The organism is Streptomyces sp. GL_148 (genome assembly GCF_057834205.1).
In genome coordinates this window covers 1,032,429-1,050,210 of the sequence record NZ_CM174396.1, presented here as the reverse complement: position 1 = coordinate 1,050,210, position 17,782 = coordinate 1,032,429, and the positions used below count along the sequence as shown (strand labels likewise).

Sequence of the window (17,782 nt, the reverse complement as noted above, 5' to 3'; positions counted from 1 at the left end):
GGCAATCGATTTTCCGTTGGCCAAAGCTCTTCGCGGCGAGGCTGCTCACCCGGCGCGCGAGCCGGAACGCGACGCCGTCCTGCCGGGGACACCGGGCCCGCCGGGTGTCTTCTGTCAAGGCACGAATTCCCGAGACATGACGTGCGGTCTTTCGATCATGCCTAGTGGAAAGCGACCCTTCACTCCGCAGGACGGCTTGGGAGAGACACATGGCGACGAATCCTGAGATCAATACGATCGCATGCGTGCGAAAAATGGATAAGGGTTGCCCTTGCGCGCTTCGCGACACGTGCGGATCGCGGGCGTCGGCCCTGCGCGAGATCAAGCGCTGGGCAGCTGCCGACCGAATGCCGGAGGAATCCGACGGCATTTCCCTCGCCCGGTCCGTGACGGAACATGTGCGGCGGACGGGGAAGCATTTCCTTACGGATCGAGCACTTGTGCGATTGAGTGACATCAGGCGACGGCATGGGGCGAACCGCCCGATCCTCAGCGCTTTTCTCGACTGCGCCCTCGACAAACACGAGGGGCGTTTCCAGAACCGCACCTACCTCGCGCTGCCGGTCCTGGAGCTCCTCGCGGCCGACCCGCGCGCCGCGCTGAGCGTGGACCGGATGTCGACCCTGCTGATGGCCGACGTGGTCCGGTTCGAGATCGAGGCGGCCGCCGGGTCGCCCGAAGAGCCAGGGCGGGGCCGGCCGGATGCGTCGACGCTGAGTACGCGGTTGAGGCACGCCTTGCGACTCGTGTCGACGGGGCTCGGTCAGCCGGAGGCCGACGACCTTCCGTCGCGGCTGGCGCACACTCCCCAGTCCCGCCTCGAAGGCCTCGTCGACCGCCTGCCCCGGCCGCCGGCGACGGACGGCGCCCGGTGGTTCGACGTCACCGTCCAGCCCGTCTACGTCGTTCACGACGAATACTTCTTCATCCGCGCTCTCCAGGCCCACGAAATGTATTTCACCGTCATAGCGGAAGTCATGAAGAAGGTGATCGGGGCGCTGCGCGCAGGGAATCCGGAACGGGCCGTGGAGCTGATGGATCACGCGGTGGTGACGTTCGAGCGGGCCGCGACGCTCTTCCGCGTCGTGGCCACGATGAGGGCGGAGCAGTTCTCAGCCTTCCGGCAGTACACCCAGGGTGCCAGCGCCATTCAGTCCGAGCAGTACAAACGGTTCGAGAGCCTGTGCGGTGTTCCGCCCATACCGCGCCTCCAGTCGTCCGCATTCACGAGCGTGCCCGCCGTACGGGCCGAGGCGGAAGATCCGGGCCACGACACCGTCACCCGGGCCTATCTCGACCTCCGGAACGAGGGGCGTTTCGACCGGGCGCGGTGGAACCGCCTCGACATGGCGATCAGCCGTCTGGAGGGCGGGCACCAGCGGTGGAAGTCGGCACATCGCGGGCTCGCCGCACGCATGCTCGGCGACGCCCATGGTTCGGGCTACACCGACGGCGTTCCCTACCTGACGGAATGCCTGGGGAACCGACTGTTCTGGCAACTGGACACCAGCCCCTGACCGCCGAAGCCTCCGCAGCGCGCGCAGCCGCGCGTTGCCGCCGCTACGGCCGGGTGGCGCGCTCCAGTTCCAGCAGCGCCGAGTAGTAGCTGCGGCCCGTGGCCCGGTCCATGCCCACCTCGCACATCCGGTTCGCCGACAGGTGCGCGTCGAACTCCCGCGCCGTCACCTCGGCGGCCTCGCGCGCCGTCGCCGACTCCGTCAGCTCCGGGTGGAGCATGCCGCGGTCGCCCGCGAAGGCGCAGCACCCCGCGTCGTACGGGACCACCACCTCGTCGGCGCAGGCCTCGGCCACCGCCCGTAGCTGCGCCTCGTCGTCCAGGTGCCGCATCGAACAGGTGGGGTGGAGCACCGCCGAGCCCACCGTGCGCCGGACCTCCAGGTGCGGCAGCAGCTCCTCGGCGGCCCAGACGATGGAGTCGACGATCCGCAGCTCGGCGTGGAGCGAGCGGTTGTCGTCGGTCAGGTACGGGACCACCTCGTGCGCGATGCCCAGGGTGCAGGAGGACGCGTCGACCACGAGCGGCAGCCGCCCGCCAGCCGTCCAGCCCCAGGCGGCCTCCACGATCCGGTTGGCCATCACGCGGTTGCCGGCGTCGTACCCCTTGGAGTGCCAGATCGTCGCGCAGCAGGTGCCCCGGACGTCCCCGGGGATCCACACCGGCCTGCCGGCCCTCTCCGACACCGCCACCACGGCCTCGGGGAGGGAAGGCCCGGGCCGGTCTCCCGGACCGCCGAAGATCCGGTTGACGCAGGCCGGGTAGTACACCGCAGCGGCGCCCGCGCGCCGGGTGGCGGGCAGCTTGCGGGCCGCGGCGCCGGGAACCTGCGGCAGCCACGCCGGAACCAGGTCGGGCCGTACGGCCTTGCGCGCGGCCCCCGTCACGGCCTGCAGGATCCGGTCCCCGACGGCGTCGGTGATCTTGTCGGCGGCGGCCACGGCCAGCCGCGCGGCCACTTCGACCGCGCCGAAGCTCAGGGCGGCTAGCTCGGCCGCGCGCTCCTCGCGCGGGCTGTGCCGGCGGTGGCGGAAGTCCTTCATCAGGGCGCCGGTGTCGATGCCGACGGGGCAGGCGAGCTTGCAGGTGGAGTCGCCGGCGCAGGTGTCCACGGCGTCGTACCCGTACGCGTCGAGCAGACCGGCGAGCACGGGGGAGCCGGGCTGCTGGCGCATCATCTCCCGGCGCAGCACGATCCGCTGGCGCGGGGTGGTCGTCAGGTCCTCGCTGGGGCAGGTCGGTTCGCAGAACCCGCACTCGATGCAGGGATCGGCGACGGCCTCCACCTGCGGGATCGTCTTGAGGCCGCGCAGGTGCGCCTTCGGGTCGCGGTCCAGGAGGATCCGCGGGGCGAGGACCAGGTCGGGGTCGATGACCCGCTTGGTGCGCCACATCATCTCGGTCGCCCGGGGCCCCCACTCCAGTTCCAGGAAGGGGGCCATGTTGCGGCCGGTGGAGTGCTCGGCCTTCAGGGAGCCGTCGAAGCGCTCCACGGTGAGCCGGCAGAAGGCCTCCATGAACGCGGCGTACCGCTCCACGTCCGCGGGCCGGGCGGCGTCGAAGGCGAGCAGGAAGTGCAGGTTTCCGTGGGCGGCGTGACCGGCGACGGCGGCGTCGAAGCCGTGCTCCGCCTGGAGTGCGAGGAGGGCCTCGCAGGCCTCGGCCAGCCGGGACGGGGGGACCGCAAAATCCTCGGTGATCAGGGTGGTGCCGGACGCGCGGGCCCCGCCGACGGCGGTGACGAAGGCCTTGCGGGCCTTCCAGTAGCCGGAGATGGTCTTGGCGTCGCGGGTGAAGGCATTGGTCACCGAAGCCACCGGCGCCACCAGGTCCAGCCCGGCCAGCACCTCGGCGGCGCGCCGCTCGTACTCCGCGCGGCCGGCCTCGTCGGGGGCCCGGAACTCCACCAGCAGCGCGGTGGTGTCCTTGGGCAGCCGAGCCCAGTCGGCGGGGACGCCCGCGACGCTCACCGAGGCGCGCAGGGTGTTGCCGTCCATCAGCTCGACGGCCAGCGCCCCCGCCTTGTTGAAGAGCGGTACGGCGGCGGCCGCGGCGGGCAGCGAGGGGAAGAAGAGCAGGGCGCTGGTGAGCTCGCGGTCCAGCGGCAGGGTGTCGAAGACGACCTCGGCGATGAAGCCGAGCGTGCCCTCGGAGCCGACCATCAGCCCGCGCAGGATCTCCACCGGGGTGGCGCCGTCGAGGTAGGCGTCGAGGCGGTAGCCGGTGGTGTTCTTGATCTCGTACTTGGCCCGGATGCGCGCGACGAGCTCCGGATCGGCCTCGATCTCCTTCTTGATCTCCATCAGACCGTGGCACAGGGCGGGCTCGGCGTGCTTCAGCTCCTCGTCGGCGAGCGGGTCGGCGGTGTCCACGACGGTGCCGCTCGGCAGGACGAAGGTGAGGGAGGACAGGGTGCGGTACGAGTTCCTCGTGGTGCCCGCCGTCATGCCGGAGGCGTTGTTCGCGACGACTCCGCCGAGGGTGCAGGCGATGGCGCTGGCCGGGTCCGGGCCGAGGACCCGGCCGCGGCGGGCCAGCGCGGCGTTGGCGCGCACGACGGTGGTGCCGGGCTGGATCCGGGCGCGCAGGCCCTCCTCGAGCACCTCGACCCCGGCCCAGTGGCGGCGGACGTCGACGAGGATGTCCTCGCCCTGGGCCTGGCCGTTGAGCGAGGTCCCGGCGGCCCGGAAGACCACCTCGCGCTGCTTGCCGTGGGCGTAGGACAGGACGGCGGAGACGTCGTCGATGTCCTCGGCGATCACCACGACCTGCGGGATGAAGCGGTACGGGGAGGCGTCGGACGCGTAGCGGACCAGGTCGGAGATGCCCGAGAGCACCTTGTCGGCGCCCAGCAGCTCGGCCAGCTCGCTGCGCAGTACCTCGGGGGTGCCCGTCGAGGCGCGGTCCGGCACTCGGTCGGGGGCGGGGCCGCTGATGGTGCGCGGGCGCAGGGCCCCCGGCTTCGGTTCCAGCAGTGGCATGTGCAGCAGCCCCTCAACTCGCGCCGTGTCGGTCGTTCTCACTCGTTCGGCGCAGCCCCGGCCCGGTCCCGGCCGGACCGTCGCCCGTCAGCAGCCGTGCTCCGCCGGAGCGTCCGCCAGAGCGTTCAGCAGACCGCCGAGCACCTCGCGCTGATCGGCGGTCAATGGAGCCAGGATCTCCTCTGCGGCGCCGGTTCGCGCGTTGCGCAGTCGGCGCAGCGTGGCGCGGCCGGTGTCGGTGAGCTCGATCCTTATGACGCGGCGGTTCTCCGGGTCGGGCACGCGGCGGACGCAGTCGGCGCCCTCCAGGCCGTCGACCAGCGTGGTCACGGCACGGGGCACCACCTCCAGGCGGGCGGCGAGGTCCGCCATCCGGGGCGGCCGCGCCGTCGAGAGGTGGGCGACGGTGCGCAGCAGCCGGGACTGGGCCGGGGTGATGCCGAGCGGCTCCAGATGGCGCTTCTGGATGCGGTGGAGCCGCCGGGTCAGGCGGAGCAGCTGCTCGGCGAGCACGCTGTCTGTGGTGTCAGTGCCGTCGGTGCTGCCGGTGGTCTCGGTCTCGGGAGCGGTGCTCATGCTGCGGTCCTCATAATGGGAACGATATCAGGACCAGATTCATTGTGAGTATAGGTAACAATGAGCTATGCTCATTCGAGTCTCGTCACCTGTCATGAAGGAGGCCGATGCGCCCCAAAGAACCCGAGTGGGAACCATCGAAAGAATCCCTGGACCCCACCGGTCCCGCCCCGGACGAGCGGCCGCGCGAGCTGCGCCGCATCGTCGCTCTCTTCCGCCCCTACCGCGGCCGCCTCGCCGTCGTCGGCGTGCTGGTCGCCGCCTCCTCGCTGGTCGGGGTCGCCACCCCCTTCCTGCTCAAGGAGGTCCTCGACGTCGCGATCCCGCAGGGCCGTACCGGGCTGCTCAGCCTGCTCGCCCTCGGCATGATCGCGACCGCGGTCGTCACCAGCATCTTCGGCGTGCTCCAGACCCTGATATCCACCACCGTCGGCCAGCGCGTCATGCACGATCTGCGCACCGCCGTCTACGCACAGCTGCAGCGGATGCCGCTGGCCTTCTTCACCCGTACGCGGACCGGCGAGGTGCAGTCCCGCATCGCCAATGACATCGGCGGCATGCAGGCCACGGTCACCTCCACGGCGACCTCCCTCGTCTCGAACGCGACGGCCGTCATCGCCTCCGTCGTCGCCATGCTCGCGCTCGACTGGCGGCTCACGCTCGTCTCGCTCGCCCTGCTGCCCGTCTTCGTGTGGATCAGCCGCCGCGTCGGCGGGGAGCGCAAGAAGATCACCGCGCAGCGGCAGAAGCAGATGGCCGCGATGGCCGCGACGGTCACCGAGTCCCTGTCGGTCAGCGGCATCCTGCTCGGCCGCACGATGGGCCGCGCCGATTCGCTCACCACCTCCTTCGCGGAGGAGTCCGAGAAGCTCGTCGACCTCGAAGTGCGCTCCAGCATGGCCGGGCGCTGGCGGATGTCCACCATCGGCATCGTCATGGCCGCCATGCCCGCGCTCATCTACTGGGCGGCCGGCATAGCCCTGCAGACCGGAGCCCCCTCGCTCTCGGTCGGTACCCTCGTCGCCTTCGTCACCCTCCAGCAGGGGCTGTTCCGGCCCGCCGTGAGCCTGTTGTCGACCGGCGTCCAGATCCAGACCTCCCTGGCGCTCTTCGCCCGCATCTTCGAGTACCTCGACCTGCCGGTGGACATCACCGAGCGCGAGGACCCCGTCCGCCTCGACCGCGCCAAGGGTGAGGTCCGCCTGGAGGACGTCCACTTCGCCTACGAGGCCAAGAGCGGCCCCACCCTGACGGGCATCGACATCACGGTTCCGGCCGGTGGTTCCCTCGCGGTGGTCGGGCCGACCGGATCCGGCAAGAGCACGCTGAGCTACCTCGTGCCCCGGCTCTACGACGTCACCGGCGGCCGGGTCGCCCTCGACGGCGTCGACGTGCGCGACCTCGACTTCGACTCCCTGGCCCGCTCCATCGGCGTGGTCTCCCAGGAGACCTACCTCTTCCACGCCTCCGTCGCCGACAACCTGCGCTTCGCCAAGCCGGACGCCACCGACGAGGAGATAGCGGAGGCGGCCCGCGCGGCCCAGATCCACGATCACATCGAGTCCCTGCCCGACGGGTACGACACCCTGGTCGGCGAGCGCGGCTACCGGTTCTCCGGTGGAGAGAAGCAGCGCCTGGCCATCGCGCGCACCATCCTGCGCGACCCGCCGGTGCTCATCCTCGACGAGGCCACCAGTGCGCTGGACACCCGCACCGAGCACGCCGTGCAGCGTGCCATCGACAACCTCTCCCAGGGCCGCACCACCATCACCATCGCCCACCGGCTCTCCACCGTCCGCGACGCCGACCAGATCGTGGTGCTCGACGGAGGCCGGATCGCGGAGCGCGGCACCCACGAAGAACTGCTCAAGGCCGACGGCCGGTACGCCGCCCTGGTCCGGCGCGACCAGGAGAGTGCGCTCAAGCCGGAGACTCAGACGTCCGGAGGGCTCCTGTCCGGGGCACTCGGTTCCGAGATGCGCACGGCGGATCTGCTGAAGCCCGGGGCGTTCAAGCCGGACACCCTGCGCGGCACGGAGCCGACCCCGGTGAACGTGTGATCGTATGACCGGCACACGGGTGGGATGTCGGGAATCCGGCGGCTCGCGGGTTAGCGTGCCCGCATGCGTCATGAGAACCGGCCGCCGTCACCGCGCCGTTCCCGGCTCACCCGCCGGGGCAGGCTGGCGCTCTTCCTCGGAACCGTCCTGGGACTCGGGGCAGCCCTCCTGATCCCCTTGTTTCCCGGCGAGGAACCGCCCGAGAAGCCGCGCCAGTTGCTGATCCCCGAGGGCTGGCGGGCCCCGCAGGTCTACGCCGCCATCGACCGCGAACTGAAACTCCCGGCCGGCTCCGCCAAGGCCACGGCCGCCACGGCCGCCCTGCCCCTGCCCGCCGAGGCGAATGGCAATCCGGAGGGGTACCTCTTCCCGGCCACCTATCCGGTGACCTCGCGGTCCACCCCGGCCTCCCTGCTCACGTACATGGTCGAGACGGCCAACAAGAGCCTCGCCACCCAGGCCGTCGCGGACGGCGGCAAGGCCCACGGGATGACCCCGTACCAGACGGCCACCCTCGCCAGCATCATCGAGGCGGAGGCCGAGACCCGCGGGGACATGGGCAAGGTCGCCCGGGTGGTGCACAACCGGCTGGCGAAATCGATGCCGCTCCAGATGGACTCCACCATCAACTACGCGCTGAACCGCTCCACGGTGGACACCAAGCTGAGCGAGACGAAGATCGACAGCCCCTTCAACACCTACGAGCGCCAAGGACTGCCGCCCACCCCGATCGACAGCCCCGGCCTGCAGGCCATGGCGGCCGCGGTGGCCCCGACCCCCGGGAACTGGCTCTTCTTCGTCACCGTGAAGCAGGGAGACACCCGCTTCTCGGCGACGTACGAGGAACACAGGCGGCACGTGGCCGAGTTCAACCGGATCCGGGCAGCCTCGCGCGCGACCTGAGGCACTCCGCGAGGGCCGGCCGAGATCCGAAAGAGACGGCCTAGTAGTGCTTCGTTACGTCGGGTGATCTATCGCCTGGTGGTGGGCATCCTCCGGTTATGAGGCTTGGGGAGGTGGAACGGCTCCGTGGCGAGTTGGCGGAGTTCGTTGCCGATGTGTTCGCTTCGCTTCCGCGGCGGGATCAGCGCAGGTGGGGCGGGTGTTATCTGCGGGGTTTGATGCTGGACGGGCGGCGTAAGTCGATCCAGCCGATGGCCGAGCGGTTGCCGGACGGGAACATGCAGGCCTTGCAGCAGTTCGTGAATCAGTCGCCGTGGGATCCGCTGCCGGTGCGGCGGAGGATCGCCGAGCGGCTGACGGAAGCTGTCGGGCCCGAGGTGTGGGTGGTCGACGACGTGTCGTTCCCCAAGTGCGGGACGGCGTCGGCGGGAGTGGCCCGGCAGTACTGCGGCGCGTTGGGCAAGACGGCCAACTGCCAGGTCGCGGTCAGCGTCCACGCAGCGACCGACTTCGCGTCCTGCCCGTTGGAGTGGGAGTTGTTCCTGCCCGAGGACTGGGCCGGGGACGAGGGGCGGCGGCGGAGGGCCGGGGTGCCCGACGAGATCGGGCATGTCTCCAAGATCCGTCTTGCTCTGGGTCTGCTCGACCGCCTCGCCACCTGGTTGCCGCGGGTGCCGGTGATCGTGGCCGATGCCGGCTACGGCCGCAGCGTCGCGTTCCGGCTCGCGCTGGAGGAACGCGGATGGTCCTACGTGATGGCGGTCGATCCCAAAGAAGTCGCACGGCCTGCCGCCGCCGAGCCCCTCCAGCCGGCTTACGGCGGGCTGGGGCCGCCCACACTGGCCCGCTACCGCGAGGCGGCACAGTCCCTGCCAGGCTTCATCGATGCCGGCACCTGTTTCCGGGAAGTCACCTGGCGCCAGGGCAGCAAGGGTGCGATGACCTCGCGTTTCGCTGTCCTGGAAGTGCGTCCGTCGGGCAAAGAGGCCTGCCGGACCGCCCAGGAACAGGCCGGTGGACGCAACCAGTGGAACGGGGTCCTGCCGCTGCGAACCCTGCTGGTCGAACAGCCCGCAGGAGCGGACGGGCCGACCCGCTACTGGATGACCAACCTGCCCGCCACCACCCCGATCGCCGACCTGGTGCGGTGGGCGAAGATGCGCTGGCGGATCGAGCACGACTACCGCGAACTCAAGCACGGACTGGGCCTGGACCACTTCGAAGGCCGGACCTGGCGCGGCTGGCACCACCACGTCACCCTCGTCACCGCCGCCCAGGCCTTCCTCACCCTGCGACGGCTCGACCCAAAAGCGCACACGCCGGCCTGACCCTCTACCAGATCCTGGACGTGCTCCAGGACCTGCTGAGGTGCTGGACCGGCACCTGCACCACCTGCGGCCACCCCCTGCCCCGCAACAGAACCAGACCCAGAACCTAACGAAGCACTACTAGTGGATGCCGGTGCGGGTGCGGGTGAGCAGGCGGTGGATCTCGCGGACCGCGGCGCCGCCGGCGCGGTTGGCGCCGATGGTCGACGCCGAAGGACCGTAGCCGACCAAGTGGATCCGCTCGTCGCGGACCGCGCGGGTGCCGTCGAGCCGGATGCCGCCGCCCGGCTCGCGCAGGCGCAGCGGAGCCAGGTGGTCGATGACCGGGCGGAAGCCCGTCGCCCACAGGATCACGTCCGCTTCGACCCGGGTGCCGTCCGGCCAGGCGGCCCCGCTCCTGGTGAGGTGGTCGAACATCGGCCGGCGGTCCAGGACTCCCGACGCCAGCCCGCCCCGGACGGCCTCGTTCAGCGGCAGCCCGGTGACGCTGACCACGCTCCGGGGCGGCAGCCCCTGCCGTACCCGTTCCTCCACCAGGGCCACCGCCGCACGGCCCTGCGCCTCGCCGAAGCTCCCGTCGCGGAACACCGGGGGCCGACGGGTGACCCAGGTGGTCTCCGCCGCCACCTCGGCGATCTCCAGCAGGTGCTGCACCGCCGAGGTGCCGCCGCCCACCACGATGACCCGGGCTCCGGCGAACTCCGCCGGCCCCGGATAGTTCGCCGTGTGCAGCTGGCGGCCGCGGAAGAGCTCCTGCCCGGGGTAGCGCGGCCAGAACGGCCGGTCCCAGGTCCCGGTGGCGTTGATCAGTGCCCGCGCCGACCAAGTGCCGGATCCGGATTCCACCAGCAGTCGGCGGTCCGCCCCGTCGCGTACGGCGGTGACGTCGACCGGGCGGCGTACGCGCAGGTCGAAGCGGTCCTCGTAGGCGGCGAAGTACTCCGCGATCACCTCGGAGGACGGGCGCAGCGGATCGGCGCCGGTGAGTTCCATCCCGGGCAGCGCGTGCATGCCGTGGACCTTGCCGTAGGTGAGCGAGGGCCAGCGGAACTGCCAGGCGCCGCCCGGGCGCGGCGCGTGGTCCAGGACCACGTGGTCGATGCCCGCCCGCATCAGGTGGTAGGCGCCGGACAGGCCCGCCTGCCCCGCGCCCACGACGACCACGTCCACGTCCTGTACCGCGAAATCGTTCACGGTTCTACTAACTGGGGTCGGCGCCGAGATCTTCCCGGAGCCCGGATCCCCCCGCTCAGCGGGCGAGCAGGCCGCGCGCCGCGAGCTCCGGAGTCACCCCCTCGCCGAACCAGTAGGCCTCCTCCAGGTGCGGATAGCCCGACAGTACGAAGTTCTCGATCCCGAGCGCGTGGTACTCCTCGATCCGGTCCGCCACGTCCCCGTGGCTGCCGACCAGGGCGGTGCCCGCGCCCCCGCGCACCAGGCCGACCCCGGCCCACAGGTTCGGGGAGATCTCCAGCTTGTCGCGCGAGCCGCCGTGCAGGGCCAGCATTCGCTGCTGGCCGACCGACTCGCTCGCGCCCAGCGCCGCCTGCGCCGTGGCGATGGACGCGTCGTCCAGGTCTCCGAGCAGCCGGTCCACCGCTGCCCAGGCCTCCTTCGCCGAATCCCGGGAGATGGTGTGCAGCCGGATGCCGAACTTCACCGTCCGGCCGCGCTCCTCGGCCAGCGCACGGATCCAGTCGATCTTCTCCTTCACCTCCTGCGGCCGCTCGCCCCACGTCAGGTAGACGTCCGCGTGCTCGGCGGCCACCGGACCCGCCGCGGCCGAGGACCCGCCGAAGAAGATCTCCGGCAGTGGGTCGGGCGGCAGCGCCGTGAGCCCGCCGTCGATCTGGTAGTGCTCGCCGTGGAAGTCGAAGGGCTGCCCGCCCCACACGCCCCGTACGACCGAGAGGAACTCGGCCGTGCGCGCGTAGCGCAGATCGTGCCCGAGGTGGTCGCCGAACCTCCGCTGCTCCGCCGAGTCGCCGCCCGTGACCACGTTGAGCAGCAGCCGGCCGCGCGTGATCCGCTGGTACGTCGCCGCCATCTGCGCGGCGAGCGTCGGCGAGATCACCCCCGGCCGGAAGGCCACCAGGAACTTCAGCCGCTCGGTGTGCTGCGCCAGCGCCACCGTCGTCAGCCAGGCGTCCTCGCACCAGGTACCGGTCGGGGTCAGCACCGCCTCGAAGCCGAGCCGCTCGGCCGCCTTCGCGATCTGCGCGAGGTACTCGATGTCGGGCTCGCGCACCCCGGCGTCGGCGTGGTTGTTGGCGTAGGCGTGCCGGTCGACCAGGGTGCGGCCGTCGCCGCCGGTCGGCAGGAACCAGTGCAGTCGTACCGTCATCAGGAGTCCTTCCCGTACGTGCGCGCGGGGGTGGTGGAGGGCGGCAGGTCCCGGTTGAAGCGGGTGTCCACGAAGTCCTTGAAGACGACCTTGCCGGGGATCAGCTTCAGCTCGGCGAAGGTGTCGGCGATCTTCTGCTCGGAGGCCACGGCCGCATCGTCCACGGCCACCGGCACCCGGGTGCCGTTGCTCCGCTTCACCGCGTCGAAGGCCACCTCGTACGGCAGCCCGGTCTCCTTCGACCACACCTTGGCCCACTCCGCCGGGTGCTTGAACACCCACTCCTGGGCGCGCTGGAGGCGCTGGAGGTAGTCCCCGATGGCCTTGCTCTTGCCCTCGTCCGCCAGTGCGCCGGGCGCCGCCACCTGCAAGCCGAGCCCGTTGACGACCCCCTCGCCGCTGGTCAGGATGCGGGCGCCGGAGCGCAGCACCTGGGAGGTGTACGGGTCCCAGATCGCCCAGGCGTCGACCTTGCCGCTGTTGAAGGCGGCCAGCGCGTCGGCCGGCTGGAGCAGGGTGATCTGCACGTCGGCCGGGGACAGGCCGGCCTGGTGGAGGCTCGCGATGAGCTGGAAGTGCGCCGAACTGCCCTGCGCCACCGCGATCTTCTTGCCGCGCAGCTCGGCGGGGGACTGGAGGGCGGAGTCCTTGGGCACGAGGATCGCCTCGCCGGCGGAGGAGCCGTGCGTGGCCGCCACCACCGTGATCTTCGACTTGGCCGCGGCGGCGAAGACGGGCGGGGTGTTGCCGACGCCGCCTATGTCGACGGCCTTGGCGTTGACGGCCTCCAGCAGCGGCGGACCGGAGGTGAAGGTGGACCACTTGATCGCGTAGTCGAGCTGGTCCAGTTCGCCGGCGGCCCGCAGCAGCGACTCGTAACCGCCCTTCTGGTCACCCACGTTGAGGGTGACCTTGGCGCCGCTCTTGGCGCCGTCCTTCGAGCCGGAGCCGGTGTCGGCGGCCGAACTCCCGCCGCAGGCGGTCAGGACCAGCGACAGCGGAAGCAGCGCGGCGAGCAGGGGCAGGGTGTGACGTCTCATGTCGCTTCTCTTCGATCTCTCGTACGGGAACCAGGGCAGGCGAAGCAGAGGGGCAGGCCGGAGCTCAGCCGACGCCGAGCTCGGCCAGCAGCCGGGCGCGCAGCGCGGCGAAACCGGGGTCGCCGACCGAGCGCGGCCGCTCCAGCAGAACTTCGGTGTCGTGGGCGATGCGGCCCTCGTCCATCACGAGCACGCGGTCGGCCAGCAGCACCGCCTCGTCGACGTCGTGCGTGACCAGCAGCACCGCGCAGCCGCTCCGCTGCCACAACTCGGCGACGAGCCGCTGGGCGTTGATCCGGGTCAGTGCGTCGAGCGCGCCGAACGGCTCGTCCAGCAGCAGCAGATCGGGTTCGCGGACCAGGGCGCGGGCCAGTGATGCCCGCTGCGCCTCGCCGCCGGACAGGGTCTTCGGCCAGGCGTCGGTGCGGTGGTCCAGCCCCACCTCGGCCAAGGCCCGCTCCGCGCGGTCGCGTTCGGGGCGTCCGGGCAGGCCGAGCAGTACGTTGCGCCAGACCCGCTTCCAGGGCATCAGCCGGGGAGCCTGGAAGGCCACCGCCCGGCGTTCGGGCACCAGGACCTCGCCCTCGATCTCCCGGTCCAGGCCGGCGAGCACGCGCAGCAGCGTGGATTTGCCGCAGCCGCTGCGACCGAGGAGCGCGGTGAACTGACCGGCCCGCAGGGTCAGATCGAGTCCGTCGATGACGGCCCGGCCGTCGAAGGCCCGGGTCAGCCCCCGGACTCGTACGGCGGTGTCGGGCGGGGCGGCCGCTACGGAGGCGGCGGCGGTCACTGGCCGGTGAAGGTCGGTCGCCATTGCAGCAGCAGCCTTTCGAGAGCGCGGACGATGAGGTCGGCGGTGAGGCCGAGGAAGGCGTAGACGACGAGGCAGACGACGATGACGTCGGTGCGGAAGAACTCGCGGGCCTGGTTCATCAGGAAGCCGATCCCGGCGTCGGCGTTGATGGACTCCCCGAACACCAGGGCCAGCCAGGCGGTGGCGAGGGAGTAGCGCAGGCCGGTCATGAATCCGGGCAGCGCGCCCGGGAGCACCACGTGCCGCACCAGGCCCCAGCGGCCCAGCCCCAAGGCCCCGCCCGCTTCGATGAGTTGCTCATCGACCCCGCGGATCCCGGCGTACACGTTCAGGTACAGGTGGAAGGCCGTACCGAGGGCGATGAGGGCCACCTTCGGCGCCTCCCCGATGCCCATCCAGATGATGAACAGCGGGATGAGGCCCACCCAGGGCACCGTGCGCAACATCTGCACGCTCACGTCGATCAGGTCCTCGCCCAGCCGGGAGAGCCCGGACAGCAGCGCCAGCACCGTCCCCACCGCCCCGCCCAGGACGAGTCCGATCGCCACGCGCTGGAGCGACACCCCCATCGCGGCGGGCAGGGTGCCGTCCCCGATCAGGCCGGCCGCGGCGCTCGCGATGGTCGAGGGCGGAGCGAGCACGTCGGCTGGCAACCAGCCGAAGCTGCTGGCCAGTTGCCAGGCGGCGAGCAGCAGGAGCGGGCCGATCGTGCGCCGCGCCCAGCGGGGCGGGGAGCGGCGTTTCGCCGAGGCGGGTACGACTGGTACGAGCGCGGGGGCGCCACCGGTCGAGCGCGCGGATGGTGTTTTAGGCGATATATCCGGCCGTGCATGGCTGGTGAGGGTCATGGGTGCTGCTCCACGGAAGGGGAGGGGGAGGGGGTGAGGCAGGAGGAGCGCACGCCCGTCGGCCCCCACGCCGGTACGGAGACGGAGTTCGGGGGCTGCGGAGCCGCGGAGAGCCGGAACCGCGAGAACGGGGGCCGCGGAGGTCCGGGGCCACGGGGAACCGGAGCCGCGGAGGTCCGGGGCCACGGAGAACCGGAGCCGCGGAGGTCCGGGGCTCAGGGGATCAGCGGCTCAAGGAATCATCGGCTCAGGGCGTGCGAAAGGGGAGCGCGGAGCGCTCGTGCCACAGGTGAAAGGACGTCAGCAGCCGCGGCAACACGCGGCGGAGGCCACCCGCAGCAGGTCGATGTGACCGCGCGTGGTGAGCATGACTGAACGCAACATGCGGCGAAACTTAGCCATTCGCCCGCTCCCGGTCAATGGCGTCTCGCCCCCTGGGATCCCGGTGTCCCCCGTCGGGACGCGATCCGTCAGGCGCGGTGCGCGCGGAGGGTGGCCAGGACCGGGTCCCTGGGCTGGAGGGTGAGCCCCGGGAGGACCCTCGCGCGGGTGGGACCGCTGTCCAGGTGGAAGCGCTGGGCGATGACGGCCAGGACGAGGGCGGCCTCGACCAGGGCGAAGCGGGCACCCAGGCAGGCGCGCGGGCCGCCGCCGAAGGGGAACCAGGCGTGTTCCGGGATCTGGTGGGCTGCGTCCGCATCCCACCGTTCGGGGCGGAAGGCCTCCGGCTCCGGGAACCAGCGCTCGTCCCGGTGTACGGACCACGGGCTGGTCCACACCGACAGGCCGGCCGGGACCGGACGCCCGCCGAGGGTGGCGCCCTCCCTCGCCACCGCGGAGATCAGCCAGATCGGCGGGTAGATCCGCAGCGCTTCCTTGACCACCTGCTGGGTCCAGGGCAGCCGCGCGTAGTCCTCGTAGGTGGGCAGCCGGCCGCCGAGCACCCGGTCCAGCTCCTCCGTCAGCCGTTCCCGTGCCTCCGGTGCCCCCGAGAGCAGTTGCCAGGCCCAGGTCAGGGTGGTGGACGTGGTCTCGTGGCCGCCGATGTACAGGGTGATCGACTCGTCCCGCAGCTCCGTGCGCGAGAGCGGCGCGCCGTCCTCGTCGCGGGCGGAGAGGAGCCTGCCGAGCAGGTCGTCCCGCTCCTCGCCGGCCGCCGAGGCCGCCTCGTGCTCCCGGATGACGTGCTCGATCTCGCGGTCGAGGACGTCCACGGCCGCCCGCATCCGGCGCCTCCCCGGAGTCTGCACCCACGGCGGCAGGAACATCGTCACGCCCCGGAACTCGGCGCCGAGTTCGCGCTGCGCGGTGGCCATGGCCGCGCTGATCGGCGCCTCCCGGCCGGCGGCGTCGCTCCCGAACAGGGTGCGGACCGCGATCCGTTGGGTGAGTCCGGCCATCTCGCGGTGCACGTCGATCCGCGCGCCGTCGCCCCAGCCGCAGACCAGCGCGTCGGCGCATTCCACCATCGTGCCCGCGTACGCGCGCACTTGGCGCGGGCGCACCGAGGGCTGGACCAGTGCGCGCTTGCGCCGCCAGTCCTCGCCGGTGGCGACGACCACCCCGTTGCCGAGCAACTGGCGGAAGGCCCAGCCCAGTTCGGTGGGACTGAAAGTGGACTCCACGGCGCCGAGCAGTTCACCGGCGTGCTCCGGCCGCGAGACCAGGATGTTGCGCTGCGGGCCGAGCGCCCAGGGCACCCAGTCCCCGTACTCGTCGCGCAGCGACTCGAAGAAGGCCAGCGGATCGCGGGCGAAGGCGGGGAGGTTCCCCACCAGGGGCCAGCGGCGCGGTCCGCGCTCGGAGCCCGGGGGCAGCAGGGTGGCGGTCACCCGGGCATGGTGACAGCGCCGCCCCCAGGACGCCAGAGCATCCGTGGAACGCCGGGTGGCCGCAGAAGCGCCGACCCCGGGGCGTCCGGACGGCTCAGGCCGCTTGCGCGGCGGTGAGCCAGGTGTAGGCGCTCTCCGCGCTGAACTCCCGCTGCCCGGAGGGGAAGAGGAGCCCGGCCGCCGCGAAGGCCGGGTCGTCGGCGGTGGCCGCCACGTACGGGACCGCCACGCACCGCATGCCCGCCGCATGCGCGGCCAGGGCGCCCGGCGCCGCGTCCTCGACGACCACGCAGTCGGCGGGGTCCGCGCCCAGCCGGCGCGCCGCCTCCAGGAACACGTCCGGGGCGGGCTTGCCCTGCGCGACCTCCTCGGCGGAGACCACCGTGGTCAGCAGCGCGTCCAGCCCGGTGCCCGCCAGGACCGCGTCGATCGCCTCGCGCGAGGAACCGGAGGCCACCGCCATCGGGACGCCCTCGCAGTGCAGCCGCCGCACGAACGCGCGCATCTCGGGATAGGCCTCGGTGTGGGTACGGGCGAGCTCCAGGTAGGCGGCGTTCTGCTCGGCGAGCAGTTGCTCCACCGGGGCCGCGATCCCGTACTCGTCCCGGAGGATCTCCAGGGTTTCCAGGGTGCCGATGCCGATGTACCGGGAGTGCTGCTCCCAGGTGAAAGCGGGGACCCCGTGGCGCTCCAGCGTGCGCCGCCCCGACTCGTAGTAGTTCGGCTCGCTGTCCACGAGGGTGCCGTCGAGATCGAATATGACGGAGATCATCCGTAGTGCCCGTCCTGCCGGTGCCTGTCCTGTACCTGTCCGGACCATCTTGTCAGGGTTTGCGTGCGGCCCGTCCGACGGACTCGACCAGCGGGAGGAGCCGGTGCGGCACCCGCTCGCGCAGCGCGACCTCCGTCCGGGTGCGCACCACGCCGGGCAGCCGGATCAGCCTCTGGATGACGTCCTCGAGATGCGCGTTGTCCCGGGCGGCCACCCTGGTCAGCAGGTCCCCGCCGCCGGTGATGGAGAAGGCCTCGATGATCTCCGGTACGGAGGCCAGCGCGTCGCCGACTTCGTCCAGGTGCCCCTGGGTGACCTCGATGTGCACGAAGGCCAGGACGGGATGCCCGAGCGCGGCGGGGGAGAGTACGGGCCCGGTCCCGGTGATCACCCCGGTGCGCTCCAGCCGGTCCAGCCGGGCCTGGAGGGTGCCGCGCGCGACGCCGAGGATCCGGGCGTACTCCCGGATGCTGGTGCGCGGCTGCTCGATCAGCAGGCGCAGGATCCGTGTGTCGAGCTCGTCCACCGCCATGCCGCGACTGTACCAACGCGTGCCCGATACCAGCACGTACCCGATCAAACCCCCCGTGACCTGCGGCGCCCCTCGCTCGGCCATCGCGTTCCCCCCTCTTCACCCCGTCCTCCGGGGCACCCCGGCACCCCTTCTTCGGAGCCGAGGGGGGTCTTGGATGTGCCGTACGGGGGAATCCCGCATCCGATCCGGCGCGCCACGGAGAATCGCAGGGAGGGGGCGGAGGTATCGAAGAA

At 71.6% G+C, this 17,782-nt stretch carries 14 protein-coding genes; 4 read left to right on the top strand and 10 right to left on the bottom strand.

The genetic code is table 11. From position 1 onward, the window contains the following. The first annotated feature begins 209 nt into the window (after window positions 1-209). On the top strand, window positions 210-1,517 hold the full coding sequence (locus AC3IYI_RS04760; RefSeq protein ID WP_489409010.1) for a tryptophan 2,3-dioxygenase family protein: 1,308 nt from the start codon (window positions 210-212) through the stop codon (window positions 1,515-1,517). A gap of 43 nt (window positions 1,518-1,560) precedes the next feature. Here the strand turns inward: AC3IYI_RS04760 and AC3IYI_RS04755 are convergent, their stop codons facing one another. Both AC3IYI_RS04755 and AC3IYI_RS04750 read right to left on the bottom strand, forming a co-directional pair. Continuing rightward, window positions 1,561-4,497, bottom strand: coding sequence for an FAD-binding and (Fe-S)-binding domain-containing protein (locus AC3IYI_RS04755; protein ID WP_489409009.1), 2,937 nt, complete (start codon window positions 4,495-4,497; stop codon window positions 1,561-1,563). 87 nt (window positions 4,498-4,584) lie between these two features. After that, on the bottom strand, window positions 4,585-5,073 hold the full coding sequence (locus AC3IYI_RS04750; RefSeq protein WP_489409008.1) for a MarR family winged helix-turn-helix transcriptional regulator: 489 nt from the start codon (window positions 5,071-5,073) through the stop codon (window positions 4,585-4,587). Between the two features lie 107 nt (window positions 5,074-5,180). On the opposite strand from AC3IYI_RS04750, the gene AC3IYI_RS04745 reads away from it, so the two are divergent. The 3 genes from AC3IYI_RS04745 to AC3IYI_RS04735 all read left to right on the top strand — a co-directional run bounded on the left by AC3IYI_RS04745 (window position 5,181) and on the right by AC3IYI_RS04735 (window position 9,364). Next, window positions 5,181-7,133, top strand: a complete 1,953-nt coding sequence (locus tag AC3IYI_RS04745) for an ABC transporter ATP-binding protein (RefSeq protein ID WP_489409007.1) — start codon at window positions 5,181-5,183, stop codon at window positions 7,131-7,133. 63 nt (window positions 7,134-7,196) lie between these two features. Next, entirely contained in the window at window positions 7,197-8,036 is an 840-nt protein-coding gene (gene mltG, locus AC3IYI_RS04740; protein WP_489409006.1) for an endolytic transglycosylase MltG, read from the top strand. Window positions 8,037-8,134: 98 nt separating this feature from the next. Beyond that, window positions 8,135-9,364 carry an IS701 family transposase gene (locus tag AC3IYI_RS04735; RefSeq protein WP_489409005.1) on the top strand — a complete coding sequence of 410 codons (1,230 nt, stop codon included), beginning with the start codon at window positions 8,135-8,137 and terminating at the stop codon, window positions 9,362-9,364. A gap of 120 nt (window positions 9,365-9,484) precedes the next feature. Here the strand turns inward: AC3IYI_RS04735 and AC3IYI_RS04730 are convergent, their stop codons facing one another. From AC3IYI_RS04730 to AC3IYI_RS04695, 8 genes are all read right to left on the bottom strand, one after another. Continuing rightward, on the bottom strand, window positions 9,485-10,558 hold the full coding sequence (locus tag AC3IYI_RS04730; RefSeq protein ID WP_489409004.1) for an NAD(P)-binding domain-containing protein: 1,074 nt from the start codon (window positions 10,556-10,558) through the stop codon (window positions 9,485-9,487). Window positions 10,559-10,613: 55 nt separating this feature from the next. Then, window positions 10,614-11,708: an LLM class flavin-dependent oxidoreductase gene (locus AC3IYI_RS04725; protein ID WP_489409003.1), complete on the bottom strand. Its 1,095-nt coding sequence runs from the start codon at window positions 11,706-11,708 to the stop codon at window positions 10,614-10,616. Beyond that, window positions 11,708-12,748 (bottom strand): ABC transporter substrate-binding protein, encoded by a 1,041-nt coding sequence (locus AC3IYI_RS04720; RefSeq protein ID WP_489409002.1) that lies wholly within the window; start codon window positions 12,746-12,748, stop codon window positions 11,708-11,710. The genes AC3IYI_RS04725 and AC3IYI_RS04720 overlap by 1 nt, the downstream gene beginning before the upstream one ends. A 64-nt stretch (window positions 12,749-12,812) precedes the next feature. Further along, window positions 12,813-13,562, bottom strand: coding sequence for an ABC transporter ATP-binding protein (locus AC3IYI_RS04715; RefSeq protein ID WP_489409001.1), 750 nt, complete (start codon window positions 13,560-13,562; stop codon window positions 12,813-12,815). Next, complete coding sequence (locus AC3IYI_RS04710) at window positions 13,535-14,410, bottom strand: ABC transporter permease (protein ID WP_489409000.1); 876 nt, start codon at window positions 14,408-14,410, stop codon at window positions 13,535-13,537. Before AC3IYI_RS04710 ends, AC3IYI_RS04715 begins: the two co-directional genes overlap by 28 nt. Before the next feature lie 470 nt (window positions 14,411-14,880). Continuing rightward, complete coding sequence (locus AC3IYI_RS04705) at window positions 14,881-16,242, bottom strand: cytochrome P450 (RefSeq protein ID WP_489408999.1); 1,362 nt, start codon at window positions 16,240-16,242, stop codon at window positions 14,881-14,883. Between the two features lie 94 nt (window positions 16,243-16,336). Next, window positions 16,337-17,014, bottom strand: coding sequence for an HAD family hydrolase (locus AC3IYI_RS04700; RefSeq protein ID WP_489408998.1), 678 nt, complete (start codon window positions 17,012-17,014; stop codon window positions 16,337-16,339). Window positions 17,015-17,066: 52 nt separating this feature from the next. Continuing rightward, on the bottom strand, window positions 17,067-17,546 hold the full coding sequence (locus AC3IYI_RS04695) for an Lrp/AsnC family transcriptional regulator (RefSeq protein ID WP_243340573.1): 480 nt from the start codon (window positions 17,544-17,546) through the stop codon (window positions 17,067-17,069). Window positions 17,547-17,782: the final 236 nt, after the last annotated feature.

Bases quoted from the DNA above. Each gene is read 5' to 3' on its own strand.
- AC3IYI_RS04760 (WP_489409010.1), top strand. From the start codon at position 210: ATGGCGACGAATCCTGAGATCAATACGATCGCATGCGTGCGAAAAATG.
- AC3IYI_RS04755 (WP_489409009.1), bottom strand. From the start codon at position 4,497: ATGCCACTGCTGGAACCGAAGCCGGGGGCCCTGCGCCCGCGCACCATC.
- AC3IYI_RS04750 (WP_489409008.1), bottom strand. From the start codon at position 5,073: ATGAGCACCGCTCCCGAGACCGAGACCACCGGCAGCACCGACGGCACT.
- AC3IYI_RS04745 (WP_489409007.1), top strand. From the start codon at position 5,181: ATGCGCCCCAAAGAACCCGAGTGGGAACCATCGAAAGAATCCCTGGAC.
- mltG (WP_489409006.1), top strand. From the start codon at position 7,197: ATGCGTCATGAGAACCGGCCGCCGTCACCGCGCCGTTCCCGGCTCACC.
- AC3IYI_RS04735 (WP_489409005.1), top strand. From the start codon at position 8,135: ATGAGGCTTGGGGAGGTGGAACGGCTCCGTGGCGAGTTGGCGGAGTTC.
- AC3IYI_RS04725 (WP_489409003.1), bottom strand. From the start codon at position 11,708: ATGACGGTACGACTGCACTGGTTCCTGCCGACCGGCGGCGACGGCCGC.
- AC3IYI_RS04720 (WP_489409002.1), bottom strand. From the start codon at position 12,748: ATGAGACGTCACACCCTGCCCCTGCTCGCCGCGCTGCTTCCGCTGTCG.
- AC3IYI_RS04715 (WP_489409001.1), bottom strand. From the start codon at position 13,562: ATGGCGACCGACCTTCACCGGCCAGTGACCGCCGCCGCCTCCGTAGCG.
- AC3IYI_RS04710 (WP_489409000.1), bottom strand. From the start codon at position 14,410: ATGACCCTCACCAGCCATGCACGGCCGGATATATCGCCTAAAACACCA.
- AC3IYI_RS04700 (WP_489408998.1), bottom strand. From the start codon at position 17,014: ATGATCTCCGTCATATTCGATCTCGACGGCACCCTCGTGGACAGCGAG.
- AC3IYI_RS04695 (WP_243340573.1), bottom strand. From the start codon at position 17,546: ATGGCGGTGGACGAGCTCGACACACGGATCCTGCGCCTGCTGATCGAG.